Origin of the sequence: Rhizobium sp. NPDC092011 (assembly GCF_044756305.1) — a bacterium.
Lineage (GTDB): Bacteria > Pseudomonadota > Alphaproteobacteria > Rhizobiales > Rhizobiaceae > Rhizobium.
In genome coordinates this window covers 573,741-600,487 of sequence record NZ_JBIVSO010000002.1, presented here as the reverse complement: position 1 = coordinate 600,487, position 26,747 = coordinate 573,741, and the positions used below count along the sequence as shown (strand labels likewise).

25 protein-coding genes, 1 tRNA gene and 1 pseudogene are annotated in these 26,747 nt (G+C 58.4%); 6 read left to right on the top strand and 21 right to left on the bottom strand.

The window, feature by feature from the left end:
- Positions 1 to 6: 6 nt before the first annotated feature.
- From ACIQJ2_RS11345 to ACIQJ2_RS11335, 3 genes are read right to left on the bottom strand one after another with little or no spacing between them, the layout of a single operon-like run.
- A complete protein-coding gene (locus tag ACIQJ2_RS11345) occupies positions 7 to 672 on the bottom strand; it encodes a DUF6362 family protein (RefSeq protein ID WP_400675722.1) in 666 nt (221 codons plus the stop codon).
- The gene (locus tag ACIQJ2_RS11340; protein WP_199144861.1) at positions 647 to 1,063 is read right to left on the bottom strand and encodes a hypothetical protein; all 417 of its coding nucleotides are present in this window, start codon (positions 1,061 to 1,063) and stop codon (positions 647 to 649) included. Before ACIQJ2_RS11340 ends, ACIQJ2_RS11345 begins: the two co-directional genes overlap by 26 nt.
- Positions 1,064 to 1,119: 56 nt before the next feature.
- Positions 1,120 to 1,407, bottom strand: coding sequence for a hypothetical protein (locus tag ACIQJ2_RS11335; protein WP_400675618.1), 288 nt, complete (start codon positions 1,405 to 1,407; stop codon positions 1,120 to 1,122).
- Positions 1,408 to 2,065: 658 nt separating this feature from the next.
- Between ACIQJ2_RS11335 and ACIQJ2_RS11330 the strand changes: the two genes are divergently transcribed.
- The 3 genes from ACIQJ2_RS11330 to ACIQJ2_RS11320 all read left to right on the top strand — a co-directional run bounded on the left by ACIQJ2_RS11330 (position 2,066) and on the right by ACIQJ2_RS11320 (position 4,017).
- The gene (locus ACIQJ2_RS11330; RefSeq protein WP_400675616.1) at positions 2,066 to 2,854 is read left to right on the top strand and encodes a S24 family peptidase; all 789 of its coding nucleotides are present in this window, start codon (positions 2,066 to 2,068) and stop codon (positions 2,852 to 2,854) included.
- A gap of 327 nt (positions 2,855 to 3,181) precedes the next feature.
- Positions 3,182 to 3,568 (top strand): hypothetical protein, encoded by a 387-nt coding sequence (locus ACIQJ2_RS11325; protein ID WP_400675614.1) that lies wholly within the window; start codon positions 3,182 to 3,184, stop codon positions 3,566 to 3,568.
- 89 nt (positions 3,569 to 3,657) lie between these two features.
- Positions 3,658 to 4,017 carry a DUF4440 domain-containing protein gene (locus ACIQJ2_RS11320; RefSeq protein ID WP_400675612.1) on the top strand — a complete coding sequence of 120 codons (360 nt, stop codon included), beginning with the start codon at positions 3,658 to 3,660 and terminating at the stop codon, positions 4,015 to 4,017.
- A 67-nt stretch (positions 4,018 to 4,084) separates the two neighbouring features.
- On the opposite strand, the gene ACIQJ2_RS11315 is transcribed toward ACIQJ2_RS11320, so the two are convergent.
- The 5 genes from ACIQJ2_RS11315 to ACIQJ2_RS11295 form a co-directional block, all read right to left on the bottom strand.
- Positions 4,085 to 4,738: a response regulator transcription factor gene (locus ACIQJ2_RS11315; RefSeq protein ID WP_199144873.1), complete on the bottom strand. Its 654-nt coding sequence runs from the start codon at positions 4,736 to 4,738 to the stop codon at positions 4,085 to 4,087.
- Between the two features lie 3 nt (positions 4,739 to 4,741).
- Positions 4,742 to 5,806, bottom strand: coding sequence for a sensor histidine kinase (locus ACIQJ2_RS11310; RefSeq protein ID WP_400675610.1), 1,065 nt, complete (start codon positions 5,804 to 5,806; stop codon positions 4,742 to 4,744).
- A gap of 751 nt (positions 5,807 to 6,557) precedes the next feature.
- Complete coding sequence (locus ACIQJ2_RS11305) at positions 6,558 to 7,889, bottom strand: AAA-associated domain-containing protein (RefSeq protein WP_400675608.1); 1,332 nt, start codon at positions 7,887 to 7,889, stop codon at positions 6,558 to 6,560.
- Between the two features lie 134 nt (positions 7,890 to 8,023).
- A complete protein-coding gene (locus tag ACIQJ2_RS11300; RefSeq protein WP_400675606.1) occupies positions 8,024 to 9,784 on the bottom strand; it encodes an ABC transporter permease in 1,761 nt (586 codons plus the stop codon).
- 91 nt (positions 9,785 to 9,875) lie between these two features.
- A complete protein-coding gene (locus ACIQJ2_RS11295) occupies positions 9,876 to 10,106 on the bottom strand; it encodes a hypothetical protein (RefSeq protein ID WP_400675604.1) in 231 nt (76 codons plus the stop codon).
- 682 nt (positions 10,107 to 10,788) lie between these two features.
- Between ACIQJ2_RS11295 and ACIQJ2_RS11290 the strand changes: the two genes are divergently transcribed.
- Complete coding sequence (locus ACIQJ2_RS11290) at positions 10,789 to 12,714, top strand: hypothetical protein (protein ID WP_400675602.1); 1,926 nt, start codon at positions 10,789 to 10,791, stop codon at positions 12,712 to 12,714.
- A 24-nt stretch (positions 12,715 to 12,738) separates the two neighbouring features.
- Here the strand turns inward: ACIQJ2_RS11290 and ACIQJ2_RS11285 are convergent.
- A tRNA-Ile gene (locus ACIQJ2_RS11285) sits at positions 12,739 to 12,814 on the bottom strand.
- A gap of 164 nt (positions 12,815 to 12,978) precedes the next feature.
- Here ACIQJ2_RS11285 and ACIQJ2_RS11280 point away from each other — a divergent pair.
- Positions 12,979 to 13,722: an SIMPL domain-containing protein gene (locus ACIQJ2_RS11280; protein WP_199144883.1), complete on the top strand. Its 744-nt coding sequence runs from the start codon at positions 12,979 to 12,981 to the stop codon at positions 13,720 to 13,722.
- A 281-nt stretch (positions 13,723 to 14,003) separates the two neighbouring features.
- On the opposite strand, the gene ACIQJ2_RS11275 is transcribed toward ACIQJ2_RS11280, so the two are convergent.
- The 4 genes from ACIQJ2_RS11275 to ACIQJ2_RS11260 form a co-directional block, all read right to left on the bottom strand.
- Positions 14,004 to 14,360 (bottom strand): hypothetical protein, encoded by a 357-nt coding sequence (locus ACIQJ2_RS11275; protein ID WP_400675600.1) that lies wholly within the window; start codon positions 14,358 to 14,360, stop codon positions 14,004 to 14,006.
- 253 nt (positions 14,361 to 14,613) lie between these two features.
- A complete protein-coding gene (locus ACIQJ2_RS11270; protein ID WP_199144886.1) occupies positions 14,614 to 14,919 on the bottom strand; it encodes a hypothetical protein in 306 nt (101 codons plus the stop codon).
- Positions 14,920 to 15,088: 169 nt separating this feature from the next.
- Entirely contained in the window at positions 15,089 to 15,514 is a 426-nt protein-coding gene (locus ACIQJ2_RS11265; protein WP_400675598.1) for a secondary thiamine-phosphate synthase enzyme YjbQ, read from the bottom strand.
- A gap of 146 nt (positions 15,515 to 15,660) precedes the next feature.
- Positions 15,661 to 16,014 carry a DUF1428 domain-containing protein gene (locus tag ACIQJ2_RS11260; RefSeq protein WP_400675596.1) on the bottom strand — a complete coding sequence of 118 codons (354 nt, stop codon included), beginning with the start codon at positions 16,012 to 16,014 and terminating at the stop codon, positions 15,661 to 15,663.
- A gap of 144 nt (positions 16,015 to 16,158) precedes the next feature.
- On the opposite strand from ACIQJ2_RS11260, the gene ACIQJ2_RS11255 reads away from it, so the two are divergent.
- A complete protein-coding gene (locus ACIQJ2_RS11255) occupies positions 16,159 to 16,551 on the top strand; it encodes a GNAT family N-acetyltransferase (RefSeq protein WP_400675594.1) in 393 nt (130 codons plus the stop codon).
- Positions 16,552 to 16,559: 8 nt separating this feature from the next.
- Here ACIQJ2_RS11255 and ACIQJ2_RS11250 read toward each other — a convergent pair whose 3' ends face one another.
- The 8 genes and pseudogenes from ACIQJ2_RS11250 to tdh all read right to left on the bottom strand — a co-directional run bounded on the left by ACIQJ2_RS11250 (position 16,560) and on the right by tdh (position 26,733).
- On the bottom strand, positions 16,560 to 17,483 hold the full coding sequence (locus ACIQJ2_RS11250; RefSeq protein WP_400675592.1) for a LysR substrate-binding domain-containing protein: 924 nt from the start codon (positions 17,481 to 17,483) through the stop codon (positions 16,560 to 16,562).
- 310 nt (positions 17,484 to 17,793) lie between these two features.
- The gene (locus tag ACIQJ2_RS11245; RefSeq protein ID WP_400675590.1) at positions 17,794 to 18,525 is read right to left on the bottom strand and encodes a B3/4 domain-containing protein; all 732 of its coding nucleotides are present in this window, start codon (positions 18,523 to 18,525) and stop codon (positions 17,794 to 17,796) included.
- Between the two features lie 81 nt (positions 18,526 to 18,606).
- Positions 18,607 to 19,413 carry an AraC family ligand binding domain-containing protein gene (locus tag ACIQJ2_RS11240; protein ID WP_400675588.1) on the bottom strand — a complete coding sequence of 269 codons (807 nt, stop codon included), beginning with the start codon at positions 19,411 to 19,413 and terminating at the stop codon, positions 18,607 to 18,609.
- Between the two features lie 107 nt (positions 19,414 to 19,520).
- Complete coding sequence (locus ACIQJ2_RS11235) at positions 19,521 to 20,501, bottom strand: DMT family transporter (protein WP_400675586.1); 981 nt, start codon at positions 20,499 to 20,501, stop codon at positions 19,521 to 19,523.
- Positions 20,502 to 20,629: 128 nt separating this feature from the next.
- The gene (locus ACIQJ2_RS11230; RefSeq protein ID WP_400675584.1) at positions 20,630 to 22,024 is read right to left on the bottom strand and encodes a DUF930 domain-containing protein; all 1,395 of its coding nucleotides are present in this window, start codon (positions 22,022 to 22,024) and stop codon (positions 20,630 to 20,632) included.
- A gap of 268 nt (positions 22,025 to 22,292) precedes the next feature.
- Positions 22,293 to 23,093: an APH(3')-II family aminoglycoside O-phosphotransferase gene (locus tag ACIQJ2_RS11225; RefSeq protein ID WP_400675582.1), complete on the bottom strand. Its 801-nt coding sequence runs from the start codon at positions 23,091 to 23,093 to the stop codon at positions 22,293 to 22,295.
- A gap of 97 nt (positions 23,094 to 23,190) precedes the next feature.
- A pseudogene (rpoD, locus tag ACIQJ2_RS11220) lies at positions 23,191 to 25,247 on the bottom strand (RNA polymerase sigma factor RpoD).
- A gap of 448 nt (positions 25,248 to 25,695) precedes the next feature.
- Entirely contained in the window at positions 25,696 to 26,733 is a 1,038-nt protein-coding gene (gene tdh / locus ACIQJ2_RS11215; RefSeq protein ID WP_199144906.1) for an L-threonine 3-dehydrogenase, read from the bottom strand.
- Between the last annotated feature and the right edge of the window lie 14 nt (positions 26,734 to 26,747).

Sequence of the window (26,747 nt, the reverse complement as noted above, 5' to 3'; positions counted from 1 at the left end):
CGCAATCTAGGCTTTCAACTTGGCTCGGCGGCGGTTGGCGCGCTCCAGCCGCTTGGCAAGTTCAGCGAGCTCGGGGCTTGCCGCATCGAATACGGGCCGGGCGTCGTCCGGCAGCCAATGCATTTCATGCTTGATCGTGGGCGGCTTCACTCGCTCCGAGCCGCCAGCCGAATTCGGCATCATCGGCGCAATGCGCGACCAGTCAGGCTCCTGCAATATCGGCGAAACAGCGAGAAGCGTGCGGGCTATGTTCTGAAATTCGCTTTGGATACGCCGTTCTGCCGTACGCCGTACCCGACCGGTTCGCGCGCAAAAATCCCGAAACGATCCGGCGACAAAGGGCGCGGCGAGGCAAACGGACCAGCGCGAGAGCAGAACGCGCCGCTCCTCATCGCGAACATAGATCCGCAGCCATTCCTGCAGTACCTTTTCCGCTCGGCTGATCGCGGCAGCGCTCGGACGATAGCGCATGCGGACATCCGCATGGTCCATCTGCTCGGGCAAGACCTCCGGCCAGAGCGTACGCATTCTGTCCGGCCGGACACCGCGAACATCAAGGTGGACCATCGTATCCGCGGCCTCGATAAAGCGAGCACGGATGATGAGGCTCAAATCGGCGATTTCCGCCGCGTTGCCGGAAAGATCATCAAACCGCAAGGCGTGTCGGTGCATCAAGTCGTCTCTCCAATTCCCAATAAAGCAAGGTCCGCAGCGTCGCGCGAACCGGCCACGGCCGCCGCGCCACTGCGTCAACGCGCAGTGACGCAAGTGCGATCTCGTCGAAGGCGCCAAGTAAGTCGCCCGGGCGCTGAAGCGCCCAATCCTGGCGTTGAGCGAGAACATCGGAAACGGCACCAATCGTATCGGACCAAAGTTCATCACGATTGTTGGCGGTCTGGCGGATACAGCGCAGCACAAAGACCAGATGACCATCGCCATAGCGCCCGCGAATTTCCTGCATCGTCCCACGCGCATGGCTCTCGGCCGGCGCGCGCCGACGATGAACCGGAACAAGCTTTATGCCGAGACCATCGAGAAGAAGATCAAGTTTGCCTTTGCTCATTGACCCAACCGCCTCCTTTCACAGACGTCTTTGCTAGCTTTGCTGCCGGGAACCGGTCACGCCACGTTCCCTGAGGCTGCAGCAGCAGAGCTGGTCGATCTTGGCTTGAAAAAAGCTTCTGCTTTGGAGAGCGCCTCGACTTTCGAGCCGTCGCGCAGCATCGGCGTATTCAGATAGGCGACCATCGCTTCCCCTGCGGCCGCCTTTGCAGCATCCTGCGTCGCAAAGACGATCGGCTCGCCCCGCCGATCTCTGAGAATCTCGTTCGTCGCCCGGTGGACCTTGCGAATCCAGCCGAGATAGCCGTCGGCAACGGCATCGGTTCCAATTTGAAATTCATTCATGGCAAACTCCTCCGGCCGGCAATGCCAGGCCCGCTTGTTGGATTTCGTTTTTTTGATGAAATGACGTCGATTATCGCCGACGCTATTTTGCCTGGTGTACCGGCATCTTCGAATGGCTGGCACGATCTCCAGCCGCGCGAAAATGACACTGATCACCCTCCGGGGCGCCGATGTCCTCGTCATCCGGTATGGATGTCAATTTCGAAATGATCGACCTCAGCTCGGCCAGCATCAGGCCGAAAAAGAGAGCGACTCCGAGACATGCTAGGAAGCTTTCAAGCATCACAATCATACCAAGCTCTCCTCTCCGGACTGCTTTTGCGCAAGCATGGAGCCGAAGGCTTCCCTCGGTTTCACGGTCGCATTGCAGCCTTCACAATGCAGCTCGATGACCTCGGCAATCGACAAGGCCCGATCGCAGATCGGGCAACCCCAGAAATGATCAAAGCCACGTCCCGGGAAATTTGGTCTTCTGCCACTCCTGCTCACGCTCATGCCGCCACCCCTTCAAACTCACATATCCTCCGAGCGTCGAGGAAATCTCAATGCTCGGCCGCTCAGCGAAATTCATCGCTCGCGGCTTGATAAACACCAATTATGTTGATAAAGATGTTCATGTCAACATGATTTATGGCGTTAAATTTGCAAAGGTCGGAAAATGCAAAGATCAATGGGCGAACGACTGAGAGCGGCGCGAGAAGCCGCAAATTATCCATCGGCAACGAAGGCGGCAGAAGCGCTGGGGGTGAGCCTTTCCACCTATCGCGCCCATGAAAACGGTCAGAACGAATTCAGCGCCGAAATCGCCAATCGCTACGCCAAGAAATTCGGGACGACCGCCGGTTATCTGCTGACCGGGGAAGGATCGAACAAGACTGTCCGTACGGCAGCACGCATCGTCACATCGTTCGATCCAGACGAACTCGACAACGAAGGTTTTGCCGAGGACGGCGGAGAACACAGCTATAGCAGGGAACATTGGCAGCCGCAGATCGCCGGTGCAACGCCGGAAGTGGATGTCAAGCTCGGCGCTGGCAGCGGCGTAGTTGGAGAGGTCATCAATCTGCCTGTCGGCTCGGGGAACGTTGCCGGGCACAAGATCGTGGCGGAATGGCTTATCCCCACCGGCTATCTACGGAATGAGGCAAAGGCCTCACCGAACCACACCATCATCATGGAAGTGATCGGCGACTCGATGCAGCCAACCTATATGCCCGGCGACCGAGTCATCGTCGACCTCTCGCAGAACCAGATGACGACCGATACCGTCTACGCCATTAGCGACGGCTATTCCGAGCCACAGATCAAGCGCCTGCAGCGTGTGCCTTTCAGCCAGCCCGGCGAGGTCAAGATCATCTCGGACAATCCGGCATTAGAGACTTTCACGGTAGAGCTGGCACGCCTGACGATCATAGGCCGTATCTGTGGGCATATTGCCCGCAAGTAGGAATGCGCCGCTCGGTCGGCTGCAGGCTGGGCACCCAAGCTGCGCTTCTTCGATAGAGGCCTAGTGGGCCTTGAAGGAACACCTTCGGTGTTTCTCCCAACGAGAATAAACATAAATAATGTTGACATGAATTATGTTTGATGACAATCTCCTCTGCAGAGCCAATCGTCCCTAAGGGAATGAGCCCGAGTAAGCCCTCAACAGCTTGCGCGAAGCCCGCGAAACCCGAAGGAGCTGTGGATAGCGAAGGAGAAGGCCATCAATGCATGCAGAGATCGACACCGTTACGGCCGAACTCCTAGGAGCATCGAATAGAGAGACGGAGCAATGACGATGCAAACCGTGTCTTTTTCTTGCGACTATTCATTCGATGAACTCAGCATTCGTCTCGGTGATCGCTGGGAAAGCGGATTGCTGCTCTATGGGTACGCGGAGTTGACATCGGCCGGCGCCGACTATGAAGATGAGTTCTATGTCTCGGCAATCCGCCTGGAGAGCGGCGCACGCCTAACGAGGCCAAACACTCAGGCCATCGCCAACAATTTCGAAGCCGAATTGTTTCGAAGGATCGCTGCAGTCATTGAAGACGATAGAACCCACCCGGGACGACACGCCGCCGCTTTTTTTGCCGACGAATTGGAGCAATTCAGGGAAACCGATTCCAATCGCTCCGGTAAGATGAAGCGGGAGCAGCGCCTCGAAGCCTCGGCCTGAAGCCTGAGCCCCTCACTATAACGAAATAGAAAGACACGGAGGCGGCAGTCGCCAAGGACATCGCCCAGGAAGAATTCGAGGAAATTCGTTTGCTCGAGGAGAAATTGCATCGCTCGGAAATTCGCCAGTCTCCGAATGCAGTCGCAGAACTGCTTGCTGAAGGCTTTGTCGAATTCGGCAGCTCCGGCACGATATATGACGACCGCGAAGAGCTCATCGCGCTCCTGACCGCAGAAAAGACCGCGCAAGTCTCTCTCCCTGTGATCGCGTGCGATTACGCTTTTCGATCCATCTCGCCCGATGCCATCCTGGTGACCTATCGGACCATTCGAACAATGGATGAGACAACGCCGCCGCGGCACGCTTTGCGCAGTTCGATCTGGCAGCGGATCGACGGCCGCTGGCAGATGATATTTCATCAGGGAACACTCACCACACCGACCGCTTGATCGCCGAGGGAAATCCGGGCCGCAATACCCTGCCAGCGGCAATCGAGGCACTTAGAATGGCGCGGGCTTAGCGCGACCACGGAACGTTGCCGTTGCCCTTCGTGTCTGCGGCCAGTCCGAGGCTGTCGGCCATTCTGATGAGATCGGCGACGGAATCTGCGTGCATTTTACGCATAACTTGGCCGCGATGAACCTTCACGGTAATCTCGCTCAGACCGATCTCCGCGGCAATCTGCTTATTCAAAAGGCCACGCGCGACCAGAGCCATCACCTCGCGCTCGCGCGGCGTCAGCGAGGCGAAATGCTCGTGAAGGTCGACTGTGGCAGCTTGCTTTAGCAGGCGAGCCCGATCCAGCTCCAGAGCCTGCCGAATTGCGTCGAGCAGGTCCTGTTCACGAAAGGGCTTGAGAAGAAATTCCACTGCGCCCGCCTTCATGGCTCGCACAGACATGGGGACATCGCCGTGGCCGGTCAGAAAGATGATCGGCGTCAGATAGCCGGCCCTTGTCAGTTCATCTTGAAAGTCGAGACCGCTTGCATCCGGCATTCGAACGTCGAGGACGATGCAGGCAGGGCCGCTTGAACGGGGATGCTGCAGGAAGTCCCTTGGCGAGGCAAAGCCGCGCGTATCATAGCCAACGGAGCGCAGAAGGCTGTCGAGCCCGTCGCGCACGGAGGGATCGTCATCGATCACATAAACGGCCGGTCGCTGATCCTGCATGCTCTATCCCCTCGCCTTTCCGTCCAGTGGTAGGGTGAAGCCGAATACTGTCCCATGTGGAAAATTCGGCGCCGCGTACACGGAGCCGCCATGCGCTTCGACGATCGAACGACTGATGGCAAGTCCCATTCCCATACCGTTTGCTTTGGTCGTGTAGAAAGCCTCGAATATCTTATCGAGCCTGGCCGGCGCTATGCCGATACCCGTGTCGCGTACACTGACCGTAATCTTGCTCTCAGCGGCAGCAGCACTGACAAGCAACTCGCGCACGTCGGCGCTGACATCCGCCAAAGCTTCGATCGCGTTCACAATGAAGTTGAGGATCACCTGCTGAAGCTGCACACGATCGCCGGCGACGAGAGGCAGATCACTGGCGAGCTCGGTTCGAAGCAGTATCTGGTTTTTCCGGATTTCATTGCGGACAAGCTCCAGCACGTCGTCAATCGCCTCCGCCAGATCGACCATGTCACGCGAAGGAGACGATCGCGCAACAAGCCTGCGAACGCGACCGATAACATCGCCTGCCCGACCGGCATCCGCCACTATCCGCTCGATGGCTCTGCGAGCCTCGTCGTAATCGGCGGGTGTGGCCGCCAACCAGCGAAGCGCGGCATTGCCATTTGCCGTGATCGCGGTGATCGGCTGGCTGACCTCATGAGCTATGGAGGTACCGAGTTCGCCGACAATCATGAAACGGGACATCCTCGCAAGTTCGGATTGCGCCTCCCTCGCCCGTGCGTCGATCGTCTCGATCCTGATTGCCAGATAAGTCGTCGCGCCGATGGCGACAATACTAAGGGCACTGTTGACCAAGCCCGCCTGGGAGGCACCGTGACGCGTTAGAAAATAACTCAGAATGGTTAAGGCGGCACAGACAGCGCCTACAACCGCGATCGCGCCTGTCCGCCCCGAGCGAACGGCCAGCAGGATGACCGAAACATAAAGAACGGCAAAGGCGATTTCCAAATCCGTAATGGTGTCGCCGATAAAAATCAGGCCGGCGAGAACCGAGATACCGAACCAAAGCACGGGCATCTCGGAAAGATATTTCAGAAACTCGCGCCTCATGCCTGTCGTCCTTGTCTCAGGGTTTTGGCACTCGCGTGCACGAATGGCAAACTGCCTCAGCCCAAATCCGAAAACAACCGCAGCCTTCATAGGCCGCGCCGGAGGGACGGCCCATTCATCCGCAAGCCGGCAAGGTGTTATCGCCTTTGCCGTGCGAAACCGATGAGGTTCCTGACCCAAGAGCCGCCCCGGATGGGATAGGATTTGATCAAACCCCACGGTCATGGTTGTCATTTCCGGCATAGCGATTGTGGAGACGCCGGCCTTGGCGACGCCGGAGAATTGCGAGGCTCTTTCTGTTAAGCCATGCTGCCCAACGAAGCAGCGTGCGCGTTTGCTTCGCAGACAAAAACCCGCAAAAAAACAAACGTGTAGCCGATCGCATGAGTGCATGGGCGCCCCAAAGCAACGCCAGCATGACCGTCAAACCGACACGGTCCCTGAAGCGTTCCATTCGCGTCCGAGCACCACGTTTTCCGCGGGGCTGGCTGGACCTTCGCGCATCGGCTCCATTTCGGTTGCTTCTGCTACGGGCCTCCAGGAAACGGCCAAGTTCTTCGTTGTCTCTGGGCATGATGATCCATCCCGCAGCCGGACAGGCCGCGCGAGCGCAGACCGCCCATGCTGGCGATCTGCTGGAAGCCCATGCGCTAGGTCCTGCCTTGGCTGCCTATTAAGTTCCGGGGTTCAATTGTGTCGGTCGCCACCTCAGTCGGTAGCGACCCCTCTGCATCCGATCTGACCGCGTGCTTCAACTCGGGTTCTCCAGGGTGAACAGGTCCGCATTCTCGTCATAGGCGAAGTATTCGGCGTAGCGAGCCCAGTTCGTCACGGCCTTGATGGTTGTGTCGGCGTAGTCTTCGGACATGTAGTCTTCCAGCTCGTCGCGGAACCGCCGCGCCGGCGCGCGGTGGGTCGGCCGCTCGTCGAGCACGCGACGAATATGCGCGGCAAGCGGCACATAGGTCGCCAAATGCTGCTCGAATAGCTTCTTGCGCTCGTCGACATCGCTGTCGGAGAAGCGCAGGCCGGGTGCGGTCAACTTGATGTCGCCTCCTTCCAGATCGGCGAAGCGCAGAAGCTGCAGCGTTTCAGCGACCGGGAAGAGATCGTCGATACCAAGGTGCAGTTGTGTCGCCAGCGGCGGCAGGTCAGCCTGGCCACGATAGGGCTCTGCGGCCAACGTCTCGATCAGACCGGACATCAGGTTGGTCGAGACCCGCGGCAACTCCATGGCAATACCCGTGCCAGGGAACAGGCCTTCCCGCGATGGAGCACCCGTCCTCACCGTCATGCGCGCATAGATGTCTTCGACCAGCATCCGGAAGGCCGGGTCGAGGCGGTTGCGTGGCTGCGGCAGATCCACTTTGATTTCGGCGATGACACGACCGGGATTCGATCCGAAGATCAGAATGCGGTCGCACATGAGGACAGCTTCCTCGATGTTATGCGTCACCATAAGAACCGACTCGATCGGCATACGGCCTTCGCACCACAGGTCGAGAAGGTCGGTGCGCAATGTTTCGGCGGTCAGGACGTCGAGTGCGGAAAAAGGCTCGTCCATCAGCAGAACCTTCGGGCGAACGACGAGCGCACGGGCAAGGCCGACACGCTGGCGCATGCCGCCCGACAACTCCTTCGGATAGGCGCTTTCGAAGCCGTCGAGGCCGATCAGGTCGATAGCGGCAAGCGCGCGCTTGCGGCGCTCCGACGAAGCGACACCCTGAGCCTCGAGGCCAAGTTCGACATTCTGCAGCACCGTCAGCCACGGAAACAGGGCAAAGCTCTGGAAGACAACCGCAACATCGGAATTGGGGCCAACCACGGGTCGGCCGGCAAAGGTGATCTCACCCTTGCTCGGACGGATCAGGCCGGCAATGGCCCGCAGCAGCGTGGATTTGCCCGAGCCGGAACGGCCGAGCAGACCGACGATTTCGTTGGGATAGAGCTGAAGGTCGACATTATCGAGGACGACGAGCGAGCCCGAGCTTCCCTTGTCGTAGGTTTGGCAAACCTGCTTGGCCAGCACCAGCGGCCCAGCTTTTACGATTTCGGCCTTCTTGGAGACGACAGCGTTTTCCATGTTCATTTCTCCGATCTTTGGTTAGAGCATGATGCCGAAAAATGTGTGCGGTTTTCGGACGACATCATGCTCTATTTCTTTGATTTTAGAGCGGATTCAGATTTTAGGTCGACCAGACCTAAAATCATCCGCCTCTAGTCGAGGCGCAGGCGACGTTCAGCGAAGACGTAGAGCGGCCGCCAGAGCGTTCTGTTGAAGAGCGTGACGAAGATCGACATGACGACGATCCCGAGGATGACTCGCGGAAAATCTCCGGCCGCCGTCGCCTTCGCGATGTAGGACCCCAGCCCAAACGCTTCGAGCTTCGTATCGCCCCAGCTCACCAGCTCCGCGACGATGCTTGCGTTCCAAGAGCCGCCGGAAGCGGTCAGCGCTCCCGTGACGTAGTAGGGGAAGATCCCCGGCAGGATCGCACGCCGCCACCAAGTCCAGGAACGCAGCCTGTAGACAGCGGATGCCTCGCGCAGATCGGTGGGGAAGGCGCTCGCCCCGGCGATCACGTTGAAGAGGATATACCATTGCGTGCCCAGCACCATCAGCGGCGACAGCCAGATATTGGGGCTGGCCCCCGTCGCGACGATTGCGATCACCGCCACCGGGAAGAGCACGTTCGCCGGAAACGCAGCCAGGAACTGCGCGATGGGTTGCACCCGCTCCGCAACGGCGGGCCGGAGGCCGATCCAGACGCCGAGCGGAACCCAGATCACACTTGCGACCGCAATCAGAACGGCGACGCGGATGAGCGTGACGAACCCGCCGGCAAAAGCGATCCATACATCGCTCCACGATAGCGTCTGGCTGAGGTAGGATATGATGTCCCAGATGCTCCAGGCGCCAATGGCAGCAATCAGAGCAAACCAGACGTAGTCGATGACCCGGCTGACAACCTGCCGCTCTCCCTGCTTGGCGGTGACAATCTTCGACGCGGAGCGCAGCCGCAGCAGAAACAGCGCATTCCAGACGTTGGCGAAAGGCGCGGTCACATACTTCAGAAGACGTGTGCGTCGAATGAGCGAATAGACCCAGGAACGCGGCTTCTGCTGGCCTGCGGTCTGCTCGAAACGGAACTTGTCGGCCCAGGCGACGATCGGCCGGAAAAGCAGCTGATCGTAGAGCAGGATGACGATGCCCATGGCAAGCACGGCCCACCCGACGGCAACGAAGTCCTGCTTGTCGATGGCAACGGCGAGCCAGGAGCCGAGGCCCGGAAGCTGCACCGTGGTATCGCCGACCGTGATTGCCTCCGAAGCGACCACGAAAAACCAGCCGCCGGACATCGACATCATCGTGTTCCAGACGAGACCGGGCGCGGCAAAGGGTGCTTCCAGCCGCCAGAACCGCTGCCAGGCGGAAAGGCCGAAGCCGCGGCTTACTTCATCAAGGTCGCGCGGAACCGTGCGCAGCGACTGATAGAAGGAAAAAGCCATGTTCCAGGCCTGGCTGGTGAAGATGGCAAAGATCGATGCGCACTCCGCCCCCATCTGGCTTCCGGGGAAAAGGCCCATGAAGAAGGTGACGGTGAAGGTGAGGAAGCCGAGCACCGGCACAGACTGCAGGATATCGAGAGCCGGAATGATGATCTTTTCGGCACGGCGGCTCTTCGCGGCAAGCGTTGCGACCACGAAGGTGAAGATGAGCGAAGCGACGATCGCCGCCATCATGCGCAATGTCGTGCGCAGCGCATATTCAGGCAGATAGGCCGGATTCAGCGAAATCGACGCAGTGGAGAGGCCGGCGAGCGGCGCACGCATCTCGCCGACCCCGTGAAGCGTCAGGTAGGCTGCAGCAGCTATGAAGGCGAAGGCCGCGAGGTCGTAGCCGTTTGGCAGAATACGTGCACCGGCCAACGCGGCTACGGCGCTACGCTCGCGTCGATCATTGGCAAGGAAAACCATGTATAACCCCTTGAAACCAGGATGTTACCAATGTGCGCCCCGCCTGATGCTGCATTCGCAACGCAGCCGGGCGCTTGTTTGAAGAAAAAGACTAGGCCGCCCGGCGACTGTGATCCTCATCGGAGCCGGCGGCTCCTTCGGTCGTCCAGAAGCATTCCAGCTTCCCGGTGCGAGAGTTGGTGTGCCAGACGGCAATCAGGCGCGGGCGCGGAAGCGAGGCAGCCCGAATGGGCGCCGGCGAAAACGCAACAATGTTCGATGCATTCGCCGAGGAAAATTTGGTAGCGAATCTGCGTTCGCGGAAAAGAACGATGTTGTTCATGGCTCACTCCTTGGTCTGCGTCTCGGCAGATCCTCGAGCAAGCCGGAAAGGACGAACTAAGCCCTACCGTCGCTTGCCCGACGATTGCCGGCAGCGTTCCAGGTTATTGCAATGACCGTCCGGATTCGGGCATGGGCCGCGACCGGACAGCGGTTAGGGTAGCTGTCCATTTGCTTCTTAATTTGCTGTTTCATCCGCCATTGCTTGGTGTCGCGCAGGCAGGGTCCTCTTGTCACACCCCCTGGGATGGGTCAATCAAGCGATGGTGCAGTGCAACTATACCAAGGTATAGGTCCTAGAATTCTCCGGCGGGCGCATTCAGTCAGTCGCGACAAAAATCATGATTTGAGAAGAGCTTACCAAGCTTCCGGTGTCGCCCCCCTCGCCGCCCAGAGCGTGGAAAATACCGCCGTTCGCACGCTCGGCGTTGAAGCAGAACCAAGTCTGCCACTAAAATCGGGATCTTTTTCAGTATTCTTGCGAACTTCGCCGTCCAAGCTGAAGCCGCATGCAACAGCTTTTTTAAAATGAAGCATGCGAAGCCAGAGGTTGAATTTAGGCATGCACTAAGGAAGAAATATGGGATAAATTCTACCTGTCCTATCGGACTCAGCCTGCCCGAAACCAACGAATTTCCCCAGAAGGCGGATAATTAGGCACGAAACGAAATATAGAAGGCGCGATGCAATTTTCACTCAGAACATTTGGAGAGCTCGTTCTTCTCGACGAAGAGGGACAGGACGTGGCATTTCCGGAAAAAGCTCTCCTGATACTTGCCTATCTACTCGCCATCGACGTGCAATACAGCAGCCGGGCGGCAATAGCGCGACTTCTGTGGGGCGAGGATGACATTGCCAACTCCCTGACGAACCTGCGCAAGCTCATCTCCCGCATCAAGAGCAGGCAGACGGATCTCGGCGTCGAGTTCCTTGCCTTTGACGACATGGATATTCACCTTGTCAATCGCTCCTTGACGAGTGACATCGTGTCCGCAGCTGCAGCGGCAACCACGCCTCTATTAGAAAACCTTGCGACTCTTACACAGGATCTGCGCTCGACGTTCCTTGAAAAAGCAAACTGCCAAAGCCGGATTTTCATCGATTGGCGCGAGAACGAAAGAAAACGGCATCTGGCGCTGCTGAAGGAAATGCTGGACGCGGCTGCGAGGCTTCCCGCAACAAAAAGGGATGTCGCTCTCGCCAAAGAGGCAGCGCTCGTTCTGTTCGAAGCCGATCCTCGCGATGAAAGCATCCATCACCTCCTGCTAAAATCATTCGAAGCCGATGGCGGCCTTGAGCAGCTCAAGAATCTGTTCGAACAGCGCAAAGGCCTGGCATCCTCCTGGATCGGAAAACTACCGGCATCACCGCACTCGGTAGCTTCGGTCTCTCCGGACAATCTCATGAATGAAGCGGCCGAGGAACCTGACCTTGCCTCGCAAGCCATCTTGCGCATACCGCGCGTAGCCTTGCTGCCCCCCGCCAACGATAGTGCCGATGCGGCAGCAGCAATTGTGGCATCTTCGCTGATTGAGGATATCACGCTCGGCTTTTGCGCCCTGCACAGCCTGCGGGTGATCGCCCCCTACTCCGCTATGCAAATGAGCCGCCAGAGCGAAAATCAGATCGCGCTCCTCCAACGCTATGATATCAATTATGTTCTCGACACGAGGCTGAGCGGGCTTGGTGACGATCTCTCCCTATTTTCGCAGCTCATCCACTTACCGAACAGCGAGGTTGTCTGGGCCGAGCGCTTCACCTTCGGCAAGCTGGATCTGGCTCGCAATAAGCGGGATATCTCGCGGCACATCGTTCTCGAGGTTGCCGGGCAGGTAGAGCGTCATGAGATGACGCGTGCCTATTTCGAGAAAAATCCGGCCGCCTACCATCAATATCTTGTCGGCCAGCAATATCTTCACCGCCTGACGCTGCCAAACATGCGTCGCGCCCGCAAACAGATGAAAGCTGCTCTCCGCGAAAGCAACGATTTCGCCCCTGCCCTCAGTTCCATCGCCCGCACCTATTCCAAGGAATGGCTGCTGACCGCCCGTGGAGATATTGAGCTGCTGAAATCGGCAGAGACTTACGCAACCCAAGCCATTGCAGTCCGCAATGATCTGGCGGACGGCTATCGCGAACTTGGCGTCGCCAAGCTGTTGCAGGGATCGATCGACGAAAGCGTCGAGGCACTGGAACTGGCGGAAGCGCTCAGCCCTCATTATGCCGACGTCATCGCCGACCATGCCGACACGCTTGTGCATTTCTCACGACCAGATCTGGCATTGCAGAAGATCGGGCACGCCATGGAGCTCAATCCAATCAACCCGGATTCCTATATATGGACGGCCGCCGGAGCTCACTACGCACTCGGCGAGTTCCAGGCCTCGCTCGACTACATCGACCAGATGGCCGATCCGATTCTGGCAGACCGGCTGTCCGCGGCGAACTGGGCGATGCTGGGCGATAAGGAAAAGGCCGGCACCATCGTACGCAGGGTCCGTGAGGCCAATCCCGACTTTGATGTCGACCGATGGCTGTCCTTCGTTCCCGTCAAGGAACAGTGGCACAAAGAACTCTATCGCGAAGGTTTGAAGAAGGCAGGTTTCTGACGATATTCGCCAAAGACAACGAAATGGTGGGCCCGGAGGGACTCGAACCCCCAACCAAGCGGTTATGAGCCGCCGGCTCTAACCATTGAGCTACAGGCCCGGCACGAGAGAAAAGTCCCCGCACTCGCGACTCCGAAGCAATGGTTCCCCGGAAGCCGACTTGGCTCTAACCCAATTTCTCTTTTCCGACAAGGGACTGCCGTAATACCTTCACAATCAATCCGCAAAAGCGAACCCGAGGGATTATCAACCAAGGAACGAACCATGCTACTGACGAAAACCAGAGATTTTGCTCTTGCCGCCCTTGTCAGCACGACATTCTTCATGCCTGCGGCCGCCGCCTTCGCCGAAGATGCCAAGCCGCGCGAAGCCGTCATCACGGTCACCGGTGAAGGACATGCGGCGGTTGCGCCCGATATGGCCGTGGTAACGCTCGCAGTCGTTCAGCAAGCAAAGACGGCGCAGGATGCGCTCGAGCAGAATAACAAGGCCATGAGCGCTGTTCTGGCGACACTGAAGGAAAGCGGTATCGCCGAGCGCGATCTGCAGACCTCGGGCTTCTCCATCCAGCCGCAATATACCTATCCCAATGACAAGGACGGCCATACGCAGCCGCCGGTCCTGAACGGATATCAGGCGACGAACGGCCTGACCATTCGCGTACGTGACCTCACCAAGCTCGGCGGATTGCTCGATCAGGCGATCAAGCTCGGTATCAACCAGGGCGGTGATATCCAGTTCACCAACGACAAACCGGATGCGGTCCTTGCAGAAGCTCGCAAGAAGGCAGTCGCCGATGCCGCTGCCAAGGCGAAGACCTTGACGGATGCTGCCGGCGTCAAGCTCGGCCGGGTCGTTGCGATCCATGAGGGCGGTATTGCGGCACCGCCGCAGCCCTACATGCGCGCTATGGCCGCGTCGGCACCAATGGACAAGGCCGTCCCGGTCGCCACGGGTGAGAACGAATACAACGCATCGGTAAGCATCACCTACTCGATCCAGCAGTAAACATAGCATCGAGATGCTGGAGCGCATTGCTAGCCTGAGCGCTGACGATGCGCTCCAAACGATTCGAGGAAAGTTGCGCTGCTGCTTTCCGTTCGAGATCGAGTGAAGGCCATGGGCTGAAGTGGCGCTTGGATCTCTTGAAGAGCAAGTTGCTCCAAAAAACAAAACCGCCCTTCGCTCAGATCCTCGTGAGGTCGAGCAAAGGGCGGTTCCGCGGCCCCCGCCAATAAGGCGAAAAGTCAGACATCGAAGAGCAGGGCCTTGAGCCCTCGCAATTCTTATTAGCGGCCTAGCAGCGGGCAGCCGCGAACATTTGCAAACATCATCGTATCCGGACCACGGCGACCGAAGCCATCAACGATAACGCGGCGCGGCGTCACGTCCACAACGCGGGCACGGCGCAGACCGTAGCTGCGCGCAACATCCAGCGCATCGCGCGGATCGCAGCCGCGACGGTCGTAACCACGGCGGTCATAGCGCGGCGGCGGCGGACGGTCATAGTCCGGCGGTGGCGGACGGTGACGGCCGGGGCCGACATAGATGTCCAAATTCTGGGCGGAAGCAAAATCCGCCGTGCCGGACAGCGCAGTGACTGCGATGGCGGCGGCGACCCCCAACTTTGCCAGCAATTGTTTCATTCTGTTCTCCATAGTGCAAAAGGCTTCTCTCATAACGGCAAGATGCGTTGAGCGAGTACCCGAGAGGTAAAGGCGAGATACTGAACATATTCAGAATCGGCCATTCATCCAATATTCACCTACAATGAACGCCAAGATCACACCAGACAGCCGATAATAGCACACCAGGATAAAATGAAGCCGCCTCGCTTGCCGAGACGGCTTCGGATCTAGCGAATAGATGTGGAAAACCTGGGCAATCCAGTCGCTACGATTAGCGGCGGATCAGCGGGCAGCCCCGATCATTGGCGAAAACCACCCGGTCAGGCCCGCGGCGACCGAAACCTTCGACGACCACACGACGCGGCGTGATGTTGTCGATGCGAGCACGGCGCAGGCCCATGTCACGCGCCTTCTGAACCGCCAGAACCGGCGAGCACGAACGGCCACGATAATGATCATAACGTGCCTGCTGGATGCCCGGATGAAAATCATTGGCCGAGGCTGTAACAGCGGTCGCAGAAATGGCGCCGAGCGTGACGAGGGCTGCAATACCTGCCTTGGCGAAAAGATTGGTCATGGGTGTTTCTCCTTCGAATCCTAGTGCGGATTGTTGCAATCCCGTTGTTCGGCTCAAGGCCTTGGGATTGAGAACACGTTAGGTCAGCAAAGCTGAACCGAACGCGAATTGGCCATTCAGATTGTATTCATGGGGGTTAACAATTGGTTAGCGACTGGAGTTGCAACGGTCAGACCGAGAGATGCAGGACGATCTCGCGCCGATGTGGTCGGTCGCGGTGCTCGAAAAGATAAATGCCCTGCCAAGTTCCGAGCACGAGGCGACCGTTCATGACGGGAATCCCGATCGACACCTGTGTCAGCGCCGCCTTGATATGGGCGGGCATGTCGTCCGGGCCTTCCGTCGTGTGCACGATCCAGCGCATGGACGGATCGGAAGAAGGCGGCACCAGCCGACGAAAGAAGGCATTGAGATCCGTCTTCACATCGGGATCGGCATTTTCCTGAATGAGCAGCGAACAGGAGGTGTGGCGTACAAAAACCGTCAAAAGTCCCTCGCCGCCCGCCGCCGCAGTCCGAACGAAGTGCGCAGCCTGATCGGTGAATTCGTAAAGCCCCTGGCCGCGGGTGGCCAGAGTGACGACGGATTGCGGCATGGCTTTCCCCAGCATGCGGATGACGACCCGCATGACCTCGGGCGCAGCAGCCGGATTGTCAAGACCGCCCGACTGGTCGCCTGCGGCATCGGCCCGAAAATCGGAATCGATTTTCGGAAAGCCTGATGCGTAGATTCAAAGACGCTCTATGTTTCGACGATGATGTCGAAGCCGCCATAGATCATGCGTCGGCTATCGAAGGGCATGTTCTGCATCTCGTCCTTGAGGCGCGGATCGGCCATCACCTTTGCCAGGATCTCGTCCCGGCTCTGCCGCGATTCGTAGGTGATCCAGGAGAAAACCACGACTTCGTCATCCGTCGCTTGCACTGCGCGCGGGAAAGACGTCAGTTCGCCATAGGGCACGTCATCGCCTATGGCCTCGACATAGCTGAGCGCGCCATATTCCCTCCAGACCATTCCGGCCTTGCGCGCCAGGGTTTTATAGGCCTCGATGTTGCCTTTCGGGACGGCGACGATAAAACCATCTACATAAGCCATTTTCCACCTCCTCGGTTCCACATAATGGCTTTCCAAGGACGCTCGGACAAAGCGATATCCGACATATGACACGAAATTTTTCTGCGTCAGGCGGATCGGCACAGACATAATGGAGCAGCGCCGTGGCTGCCTGCGGGAGCGCTTATGCAAATTGAATACAGGGATGATCCGAATCCAGGGAACCAAGCCTTAAACGCACTCTGGGCGCGCGCCTGGAATGCATCCTCCCCACGCGACTTCTCCACGATCCTGTCGCGAAGCCTCGCGCATGTCGGCGCATTTTCCGGATCGACACTCGTCGGTTTCGTCAACATCGCCTGGGATGGCGGCATTCACGCCTTCATTCTCGATACCTGCGTCGATCCAGGGTTTCGAAGACAGGGCATCGCAACCGGCCTGGTCGAAAGGGCGAAGATCCTGGCGCGCGACCGCGGCGCGGAGTGGCTTCACGTCGACTTCGAACCTCGCCTTACCCCTTTCTACCGTCGCATCGGCTTCACACCCACCGAAGCCGGTCTGATAAGACTGCGCAATTGACAAGCGCGTCAATTCGATGCGCGGGCCTGCGAGAGCAGCCAGTTGCGAAATAGGCTGGCGGACGGATTTTGCAGTGCATTTGGCGGATAAAGCAGATTGTAGCTCACGGCGGCCGGTTGGGCCTCGACAAAACAGCGCACCAGCCGGCTCTCGGCGATATCACTTGCGACCAGCGAGCTGCGAACCAGCGCAAAGCCTTGGCCATTGCGGCACGCCTCAAGCATGTCGGCGAAAGTTGCAAATAGCTGGCCGCTCTCCACTGCCTGCACGATATCGAAGGGCGGATCCATCTCGCTTCTTTCGCCAATGATCTGCTCATACCAGCGTTGCCAATCCAGTATCGTATGTTGCATGCCGGCATAGCGCAGCAGGGGCGCTGCCCTTATGGCGTAGCGTTGGGGCAGCTGCCTCGACAGCGCGGGTGAGCTGACCACGAACTCCTCATCCGTCAGCAGTTCCTCATGGATCAGTCCGACCTCGGCCCGGCCGAGCCAGATCGCCATGTCGAGACCAGCAGAATGAAATTCCGGACGCTGATAGCCAACGGCTATCTTCAACTCGATATCGGGATGCCGCTTGCAGAAATCCGGCAATCGGGATGCCAGCCATTGGCCAGAAAACTCAGGGGAAACGGAGATCGAGACGCTTCTGACCGAAACGCTTGCGCGCGCCTCATGCAACGCTGTCTCCAGTTCGGAAAGCGTCTCGACAATTGCTGGATGCAGGCGTGCCCCTAATGGGGTCAATCTGGCTCCATGTCGGCCTCGATCGAATAGCCGACCTCCAATCCACCCTTCCAACTGCGCGAGCTGATGGCTGACGGCGGTCTGCGTCTGACCAACCCGCTCAGCGGCACGGCCAAAGCCGCCGGTTTCGACGATGGCGCAAAATGCCTGCAGCTCCGACAGAGGTGGAAGTGGCCGCTTTCCCATGAAAATCCCGCATGTTTGATTGCCGGAAGCTTCATTATACATGCCTGAATTTCAGAGGCATCTGTCTATTTCGAGAGATCGCGAGGCCTGAGATAGATGAGAATGGATCATGCAAATTGCTGGATACGGTGGCTCTTCGGCAACCTGGCTCGATTAATCTCCCCGCGCGATTATATGCGGAAAGCTTCGAGACGAGTGAATGAACCGCGCGACACACTTCAAGCTGCCAGCCTTCACTTGCTCCGGGATGTCGGTATCAGCAATGACAAGGCAGATCGACTGAGGTAGCAGAGACCGCCCCAGTTACTCGTCAGCCTCGATGTTGTTTTGCTTCAACATTTCCATCAGCCGGGAAATCAAATCGCGGCGATGATGGACTGAGAACCCCTCGCCTGGTCTGCAGCGACCAGACGGAAGCAAGCTCATCCGCAAGCGAATCAATCAGGCGTGGCACATCGCGGCTTGCGGAAGCATGCAAGGCTTCGGCCACGATCAACACGGATCGCGTCTTCTGATAGACTGCGGAAAGGCCACTTTGCCGGTTGGTCCAGCGACGGGCGTGCGCTTGTCCGGCTGCATCGGCGAAGATGACCTCGCGGGGTTCCGGGTGCTCCGTCTCACCGGAGAAGGTACGATAAGACTCGCTACCCTGCGCGTGGCGAACCTCGAGATCGCCAGAGACCTTTTCAAGGTCGAAAACAGCCACCGGAATGGCGAATGCAATGGAGATGGCGTTGCAGAGATCGACGAGCGGATGCAACTGCGGCAACGATCCTTCCTGACGAAAACGACGCAGCAAAGCCTCGGAAGCGCAGCGATATTGCGTGGGCTTCATCCCCATTTTCGAAAAAGCACGCCGCCAGGCCTGAATTTCCGGCATCTCACTCTCAGAGCATCGCGAGAGCCGCTCAGCGGCTGTGGCATGATAAGAAGCGATGCGATCCTCAACGCTCGCATCGGCCGTGATGCCTTCAGCGAGCAGCACGCCGGGAACCAGCTCCGGAAACGTGCTCCACATCTCGTTCGAATGACGGAAATACATGACCTCTCCTTCTGCAGTCTCGATTGGCGCCGCAGAAAACCCCGTGATCATCGCGCGGTCTTGAATGAAATTGCAGATGCGTCAGCAGGCTGCCGCATAAGCGCCTGGTGAAAGGCCGAAGTTGCGCACGAAAAGCCGCGTCATGTGGCTTTGATCGGCAAAGCCACAGGCAAAGGCCGCTTCCGCCAGCGGCGTACCAACCGCGATCAACCGTCGCGCCTCGTGGATACGACGTTGCAGCAGATAGGCGTGCGGCGTGAGGCCGGTCGCCTTACTGAAGGCGCGCAGGAACTGGAAATGGCTGAGCCCGCAGACATCGGCGAGCTCGGCAAGCGTGAACGGCGCGGCAGGATCGTCGTCAATCAATTGGCGGGCGCGACTGATGGCTGCGGGAATGGCGACGTCGCGCGAACCCGGCTTCCCTTCGCTCATCACCTCAGCAATGAGCGACAGCAGCAGCCCATCCCGCAACAAGCTATCCTGCGGTGCCGATTTGCCGATCAGGAGCGGAAACAACGCCCTGAACTTCATAACCAATTCGGTGTTGCGAATGACGGGAGAGGGAAACTCGAGCTCGCCCATCCTTCCCTCGCCTATATCGCGCAGGAGATCGGCAATGACGCGCGGCTCGAAGTAGAGCATCGACCAAGCCCGGCTGTCGCCAACAGGCATGCCGTCATGCACCTCGTTTGGATTGACGCTGATGATATCGCCGGCCTCTGCCCACACCATGCCTCGCCCGCTAAGCGACGCCTGGGCACCGGCCTCGATGAGGCCTATGCCAAACTGATCATGCGTATGCTTGGGAAAGCTATGACCCGTTTCCGCCTTGACGGCCTCGACGCCGACAAGTGAAGTGCGGAATATCCTGAATTGGACGGATCTCATCCGCATCGCTTCCTCAACGAGACAACATCCCTACTAGAGGATGCACGCAAAGCTTAGCGTGGTGACCTTATTGCTGGCAATCTCGATCCTGCGCAGCATGGGCCGTATTATCGCTCCGATATTCCCGGCTCATCGTCCTGTGCCGTCACCAATGCCGCCTGGGTATTGCCGGCAACCGCCGCCGGCAACGGCGTGCCGCGTTTGCGCTCCCGCGCCAGCGTCAGCAACCCGGAGAAAATGATGAGGACGATGCCGAAAGCCATGGGCATATCGATACTGTCATTGAACAGCAGATAGCCGAAGATAATCGCCCAAAGCATCTGGCTATATTGCGGCGGGGCCACCAGATTTGCCGGAGCCATATGGGCCGCGCTCATCAACAGCACGTTTCCAAGCGCGCCCAGCAGGCCGTAGCTCGCCAAAAAGATCCATTGCGTCGCAGTCGGCGGCGTGACCTCCGAAATCATCAGAAAGCCACTGACAATAAGCGTGCCGAAGAGGCCAGCGCCATAGAGCGAAATGCGTTTTTCCTTCGAACCAAGCGCGCGGTTGATGACTATCGAAATTGCAGCGGCAAGGCCGCCCACCGCCGCGCAGAAATGGCCGACAGAGAGTTCGCGAAAGCCGGGACGCAAAACGATCAGCACGCCAACGAAACCGAGAATGACCGCTGTCCAGCGCTGCCAACGCACATCCTCCTTGAGAAAGATCACCGAGAGGATCGTCACGAAAGACGGCAGCAGGAACAGCAGCGAAAAGGCTTCCGCCATCGGCAGCTTGGTGAAGGCGATAACCGAGCAGATCGCTCCGATCGCGCCGCAAATGAAGCGCAGCAGCCACATGGGCCGGTTCGACGTTTTCACAATGTCGAGCCAGGTATCCTCCCGCCTCTTCAGGAAGGGCACCGCCGCAAAGCCGAACAACGCTCCGATGAAGGCAACCTGGTAGGAGGGAACCACGCCATGCAGAATCTTGATCGAGGCGTCGCTAAAGGCAAACACGGCATAGGCCGAGAATGCCACGAGAACACCACGCAAAGCGGAGCGGCCAGCGGCCGCGGAACTGGAATCGGCTGTAATCGAGGACATCAGAATCTTGAGAATGTGCGATGGGAGGACACTGAATCAGTGAGATGCAGGCAATTGTATGATGAAATGATCCGAATTTCGATTGGGGCTGGCAATAAACTATTGTTTCAGCGGGCGAACATTCGGCGTCAGTTTCCAACGAAGCCCAATTTGTCCACCTGGCTAGGGGAAACATGTCCTCTGACCGTATAGGAAAAGGCCGTAACCTTCAGGGCATCGCTGTCTACTTGACAAGTCAGTGCCACTCTCTGAAAGCCTTTCGGAGTATCTACGACAACACCATCGCCAACTAGGCTAGTATCGGAAATCATAGCCGGTGATAGCGCAGAGTTTATGAAGCTTGTAGCCCTTAGGTCATAACCGAATTGTAGCTTTTCCTCCGACCGGCAGAGATAAAGTACTCGCTGCCGCCGCGGCATCTTCTTCCAAGCGTCGTAGTCACTCTTCGACAGACGGGCCATCTCGGCACCTGAATAGAGCTTCTTGGCCTGAATGGCCCTTTTCGGCGCGAGTGATTTAGGCGGTTGCGGCTCGGTGACCAAGGCGGCGCCACCCGCCGAACCGCCTTGACTGCTCGAAGCAGATTGACTTTGAGAGCTTTGCGGGGCTGGCGAAGGCCTTACTGCCGGTAAAGCGATCTGCGGCGCAATTGCCTGATCCTTGGGCTGCTCGGCGGCAGATTGCTGCGGATCGGCTGTCGGCGCCTGTGCCGTCTGTTGCGCCTGCGGATCGTTCTGATCGGTCGACGGTGCCTGTGGTTGCTGCACCTGCGATTCCGAGGGTTCATTGGTCGTCAGGACATCCGGTGCCGAGGAGGAAGCTTTGGCCGTGGCGTCGCTTGGCGGCGGCTTAGCCACATTCGCTTGCTGATCTTTGGCATCGGCCTGCTGTTGTGCCGCCTGCGCTTCGGCCTGGGCTTGCGCGGCAGCGGCTGCCTGCGCTTCAGCCTGTTGTTCGGCCGCCGCATCGTTCGGTGGTGTTGGCGGCGTGTCGGTCGGTTGAGCCTCGGCCTGCTGCGTGGTCGTCGCGTCCTTCTGATCGCCCTTCATATCCGGAAGAGGCGTTTCCGTCGCAGAAGGCTGCTGCCCGGCCTTCTCGACAGGTTTATCGGCACTGGCGTCATCGGCCTTGGGAGCGGGCTTCTCCGCCTGTTCGTCAGGCTTATCGGCCTTGGCCTCAGCCGATTTGGCCGCAGGCTTTTCTGCCGCCTCCTTGCCCTTCGGATCGGCTTGTTTTGGCGGCTGCTCGTCCGATTTCTTTCCCTCAGGCTGCTGCGGTTCGTCCTTGTTTTCTGCCGTCTGCTGGGCCGGGTTCTCGTCAGGTTTTTGCGTAGGCTTGGGGGGCTGATCCGGCTTCTCGTTCGCCTTCGTCGCGACTTCCTGCTTTTCCTCTTGCTGGGGAACGAGCTCTACATTGACGCTATCTTCGGACTTTGCCTGTGGTGGCGCCGGCAGCAGCGGCAACAGGAAAATCGCGACAAACAGGACGTGCAGGACGATCGACAGGACAAAGCCCGGCCGCATCTCCTTATCCCGTTTTTCCGCAACCTTCTCCATCGTTCAGCAGATGGCTCGCGCGGTAAAAGCAATCAAGAGAACATGGCGCATCGATTCATTCGATCCCTAATGGCAGACAGATCAGCAGACTTTCAGATCGCTGACATATGGTATCCGACAACACGCCGCGAAAGGGCCATCGTCGAAATCGAACTTGTCAGGCCTCGGCACGATCCGCAATGCCGCAAAAACAAACCTGCGTGATCTTACGATACGAAAACGAGCGCATCCACGGTTAGAAGAATTCGTCCAGCAACTGATAGTAGGCCATCTTTTCCGCCTGCGGCTCAAAATCGCCGTAGACCTTCAGAAACTCTGTCAGCAGATCTTTCGCGAAGTCTTCTTGGATACTGCGGCAAGCCAGCGCGATATCCTGGTGGCGGTCAGCGATGCCGAGGCGCCCGCAATCGATGTAGCCGCTGAACTTGCCCCCATCGGCCATGAAATTCGGCAGGCAGGCGTCGCCATGGGTAACGACGAAATCCTCGGCTCCCGGCCGGCGCTCTTCAAGCTCGCGAAAAAGATCCTGCGCGGATTGCCCCCGCCTCTCATCGTCGAAGTCGTTCTCATCAACATGACCGGCAAGCAGATGTGCCTTTGCCTCGCCAAGCTTGTGGTCCAAGCGGTTATCGAAGGGGCAGTTCGCGATGTTGAGTGCGTGCAAGCGCCGCAACGCATACGCCAGAAGATGCACACGCTCGATCGGGGACGTCAGCTCGTCGCTGGCGAGGTCAGAGCCTGGGAGCGCACTCATCAGAAGCCATTCGCGCTCTTCGTCCCTCTCATGGACGATGACCTGTGGGCAGGCAAGCTTCTGCTCGGCAAGCCAGCGCAGCCTTGCAACCTCTCCCGGCAGTTCGCCCAGAGGATCGATAAGCTCGGTCTTCAGGTACATGGGCGCACGGCCGCCCGCCTCCAGCCGGAAGACCTGCGCCGACGAGCAGCCGAGCGCATCCTGCCGCCATTCGTATCCAGCCAGCAAATCTCGCAGCCGAGACGGCAAAGATAGTTCGAAAGCCTGTGGTTTGCCTGCCATGGCCAAAACCTCACTTCAGATCTGATTCCAACAGAAAACCCGGCTCGCTTTCGCAAACCGGGTTCGATTTCGTGACATTGCCGGCTTGCGGCGGATGTCAACTGTCGAGGAAGCTCCGGAGCTTGCGGCTGCGGCTCGGATGCTTGAGCTTGCGCAGCGCCTTGGCCTCGATCTGACGGATACGTTCGCGCGTAACCGAGAACTGCTGGCCCACTTCTTCGAGCGTATGGTCGGTGTTCATGCCGATGCCGAAGCGCATGCGAAGCACGCGCTCTTCACGCGGCGTCAGCGACGCCAGAACGCGGGTCGTCGTTTCGCGCAGGTTCGCCTGAATGGCGGCGTCGATCGGCAGAAGCGCGTTCTTGTCCTCGATGAAGTCACCGAGATGCGAATCCTCTTCGTCACCCACCGGGGTTTCGAGCGAGATCGGCTCCTTGGCGATCTTCAGAACCTTGCGCACCTTTTCGAGCGGCATGGCGAGCTTTTCGGCCAGCTCTTCCGGCGTCGGCTCGCGGCCGATTTCGTGCAGCATCTGGCGCGAGGTACGAACGATCTTGTTGATCGTTTCGATCATATGCACCGGAATACGGATCGTGCGGGCCTGGTCGGCGATCGAACGGGTGATGGCCTGCCTGATCCACCAGGTGGCGTAGGTCGAGAACTTGTAGCCACGGCGATATTCGAACTTATCGACCGCCTTCATCAGGCCGATATTGCCTTCCTGAATGAGGTCAAGGAACTGCAGGCCACGGTTCGTGTACTTCTTGGCGATGGAGATGACGAGGCGCAGGTTGGCTTCGACCATTTCCTTCTTGGCGATACGCGCTTCGCGCTCGCCCTTCTGAACCATGTGAACGATGCGGCGGAATTCCGAAATCGAAATGCCGGTTTCGGTCGCAAGGTTCTGGATTTCCTGGCGGATGTCACGGATCGTGGTGTTTTCGCTCTTGGCGAATTCCTTCCAGCCGCGAGCGGCCAGATTGCCGATCGACTTCATCCAGTTCGGATCGAGCTCGGCGCCCTGATACTGTTCCAGGAAGCTGTCGCGCTTGACGCCATAGGATTGGCAAGACGCAGCAGGCGGCCTTCGTTCTGCACGAGGCGCTTGTTGATGTCATAGAGCTGCTCGACGAGAGCGTCGATGCGGTTCTGGTTCAGCGACAGAGACTTGACCGACTTGACCAGCTCATCCTTGAGTTCCTTGTAACGGCGCTCCTGTGCCGAAGACAGCGTGCCGGAAGCCGACAGGCGCTGCTCGACCTGCTGGTCCTGCAGCTTGCGCAGCTTCTTATAGGTTTCGGCGATCGTGTCGAGCGTCGTCATCACCTGCGGGCGAAGCTCGGCTTCCATCGCAGCGAGCGAGAGGCTGGACTCGTCTTCGTCCTCTTCCTCTTCCTCGATCGGCAGGCCTTCACCGCCGACATTGGTGATGTCGTCGTCGGAAGAACCGCGGCCGCGACGAGCTTTTTCCTTTTCCTCGGCAGCCTTGCGGTCGGCCTCGATCTTCTCGGGGCTTTGGAACTGTGGGGCAGCCTTGGCTTCAGGGCCGGAATAGGTGGTTTCGAGGTCGATGATCTCGCGCAGCAGTGTGGTGCCTTCGTTGAGTTCGTCGCGCCAGATAATCAGCGCCTGGAACGTCAACGGGCTCTCACAGAGGCCACCGATCATGGTCTCGCGACCAGCCTCGATGCGCTTGGCAATCGCGATTTCGCCTTCGCGCGACAGAAGCTCGACGGAGCCCATTTCGCGCAGATACATGCGCACCGGGTCGTCCGTACGGTCGGTCGGCTCTTTCTTCTTGGCGGTCGCCAGAGCGGAACCCGTCGAAGGAGCGAGTTCGCCGCCTTCGCTCTCATCGTCGCCGCCGGCATCGTCATCGTCGTTCGAGGCAGCACCGGCCTCTTCGACATCCTCATCCTCGATGACGTTGATGCCCATGTCCGAAAGCATGGCCATCGTGTCTTCGATCTGTTCGGATGTCACTTCTTCGGACGGAAGAACGGCATTAAGCTCGTCCATCGTCACATAGCCGCGCTTCTTCGCGGCCTTGATCATCTTTTTGACCGCGTCATCGGAAAGATCGAGAAGTGGGCCGTCGGAGGTGCCGTCGCGCTCGACTTCAGCTTCTTCGTTCTCTTTGACCTTTGTTGCCATCTCTATATCGTCGCTTTCCCTGACGCTGCAAACTTGCATGCGGTAGAACATTTCAATCGCGCCGGCACGCCCTGCGCCAGCCTCGACTCACCGACCAACACCTACGGAATGATCTTTAATGTCCGATTAACCACGATCACCTGCTCCGGAGTACAAAGCTGGATTGCGTCTAGGTTTCCGGCCATGGTATCAGGTGATCCGCTCGATCCAGTCTTACCGTTCTTTCCGAAGTCAAACGGTGATTCCCAGAATTTTGGTTCTCGTCAAGCTTTTCCAGTAAAAAAGCCCATTAAATGCGCGAAAAAGCCTTATCCACAGGCTCGGCGCGTCATATTCAATTATTTTCCGTATTTAGGAAGTCCCCACGCGATGACAAGAGCATCCTAAAGAAACCTGTGCGTTTAGGGCATCGGCATGCATCACCGATGCCCTAAAGCGACAGTCCGGATCAGTTCCAATCCATGACGACCTTGCCGGAATTGCCTGAACGCATGGCCTCGAAGCCATCACGGAAATCGTCGATGCCGATGCGATGCGTGATCAGCGGAGAGACATCGAGACCGCCTTGGACGAAGGCAATCATCTTGTACCAGGTCTCGAACATCTCGCGGCCATAAATGCCCTTCAGGTTCAGCATCTTGAAGATGACCTTGTTCCAGTCAATCTCGAAGCCGGCCGGCGCGATGCCGAGAATGGCGATCTTGCCGCCATTGTTCATCTTGTCGATCATGTCGCGGAAGGCCGGCGCCGCGCCCGACATTTCCAAGCCGACATCGAAGCCCTCTGTCATGCCGATGGACTTCATGACATCGGCGAGGTTCTCCTTCGAGGCGTCGACCACATGGTCAATGCCGACCTTGTGGGCAAGAGCCAGCCGGGTCGGATTGATGTCTGTTATCACCACCTTGCGCGCGCCCGAGCGCTTGGCGACCATGGCTCCCATGATGCCGATCGGCCCGGCACCGGTCACGAGCACATCTTCGCCAACCAGGTCGAAGGAAAGAGCCGTGTGCACGGCGTTGCCGAACGGGTCGAAGATCGCGGCAATCTCATCCGGAATGTCGTCCGGGATCGGCACGACATTCGATTCGGGGATGCAGACGAACTCACCGAAGGAGCCGGGACGATTAACGCCGACGCCGAGCGTGTTGCGGCAGAGGTGCCCCCTGCCCGCCCGGCAGTTGCGACATTTGCCGCAGACGATGTGCCCTTCGCCGGAAACGCGCTCGCCGACGTGGTACTTCGTCACGGCCGAACCGATTTCGGCAATCTCGCCACAAAATTCATGGCCAACCACCATCGGCACCGGAATGGTCTTCTGCGCCCATTGATCCCAGTTCCAAATGTGGACATCCGTGCCGCAGATCGCTGACTTTTTGACCCGGATCAGGACATCGTTCGGCCCGACCTCGGGAACCGGGACATGCTCCATCCACAGCCCAACCTCAGGCTTGGCTTTGACCAACGCTTTCATCATGTTCGACATGATCGGTTCTCTCC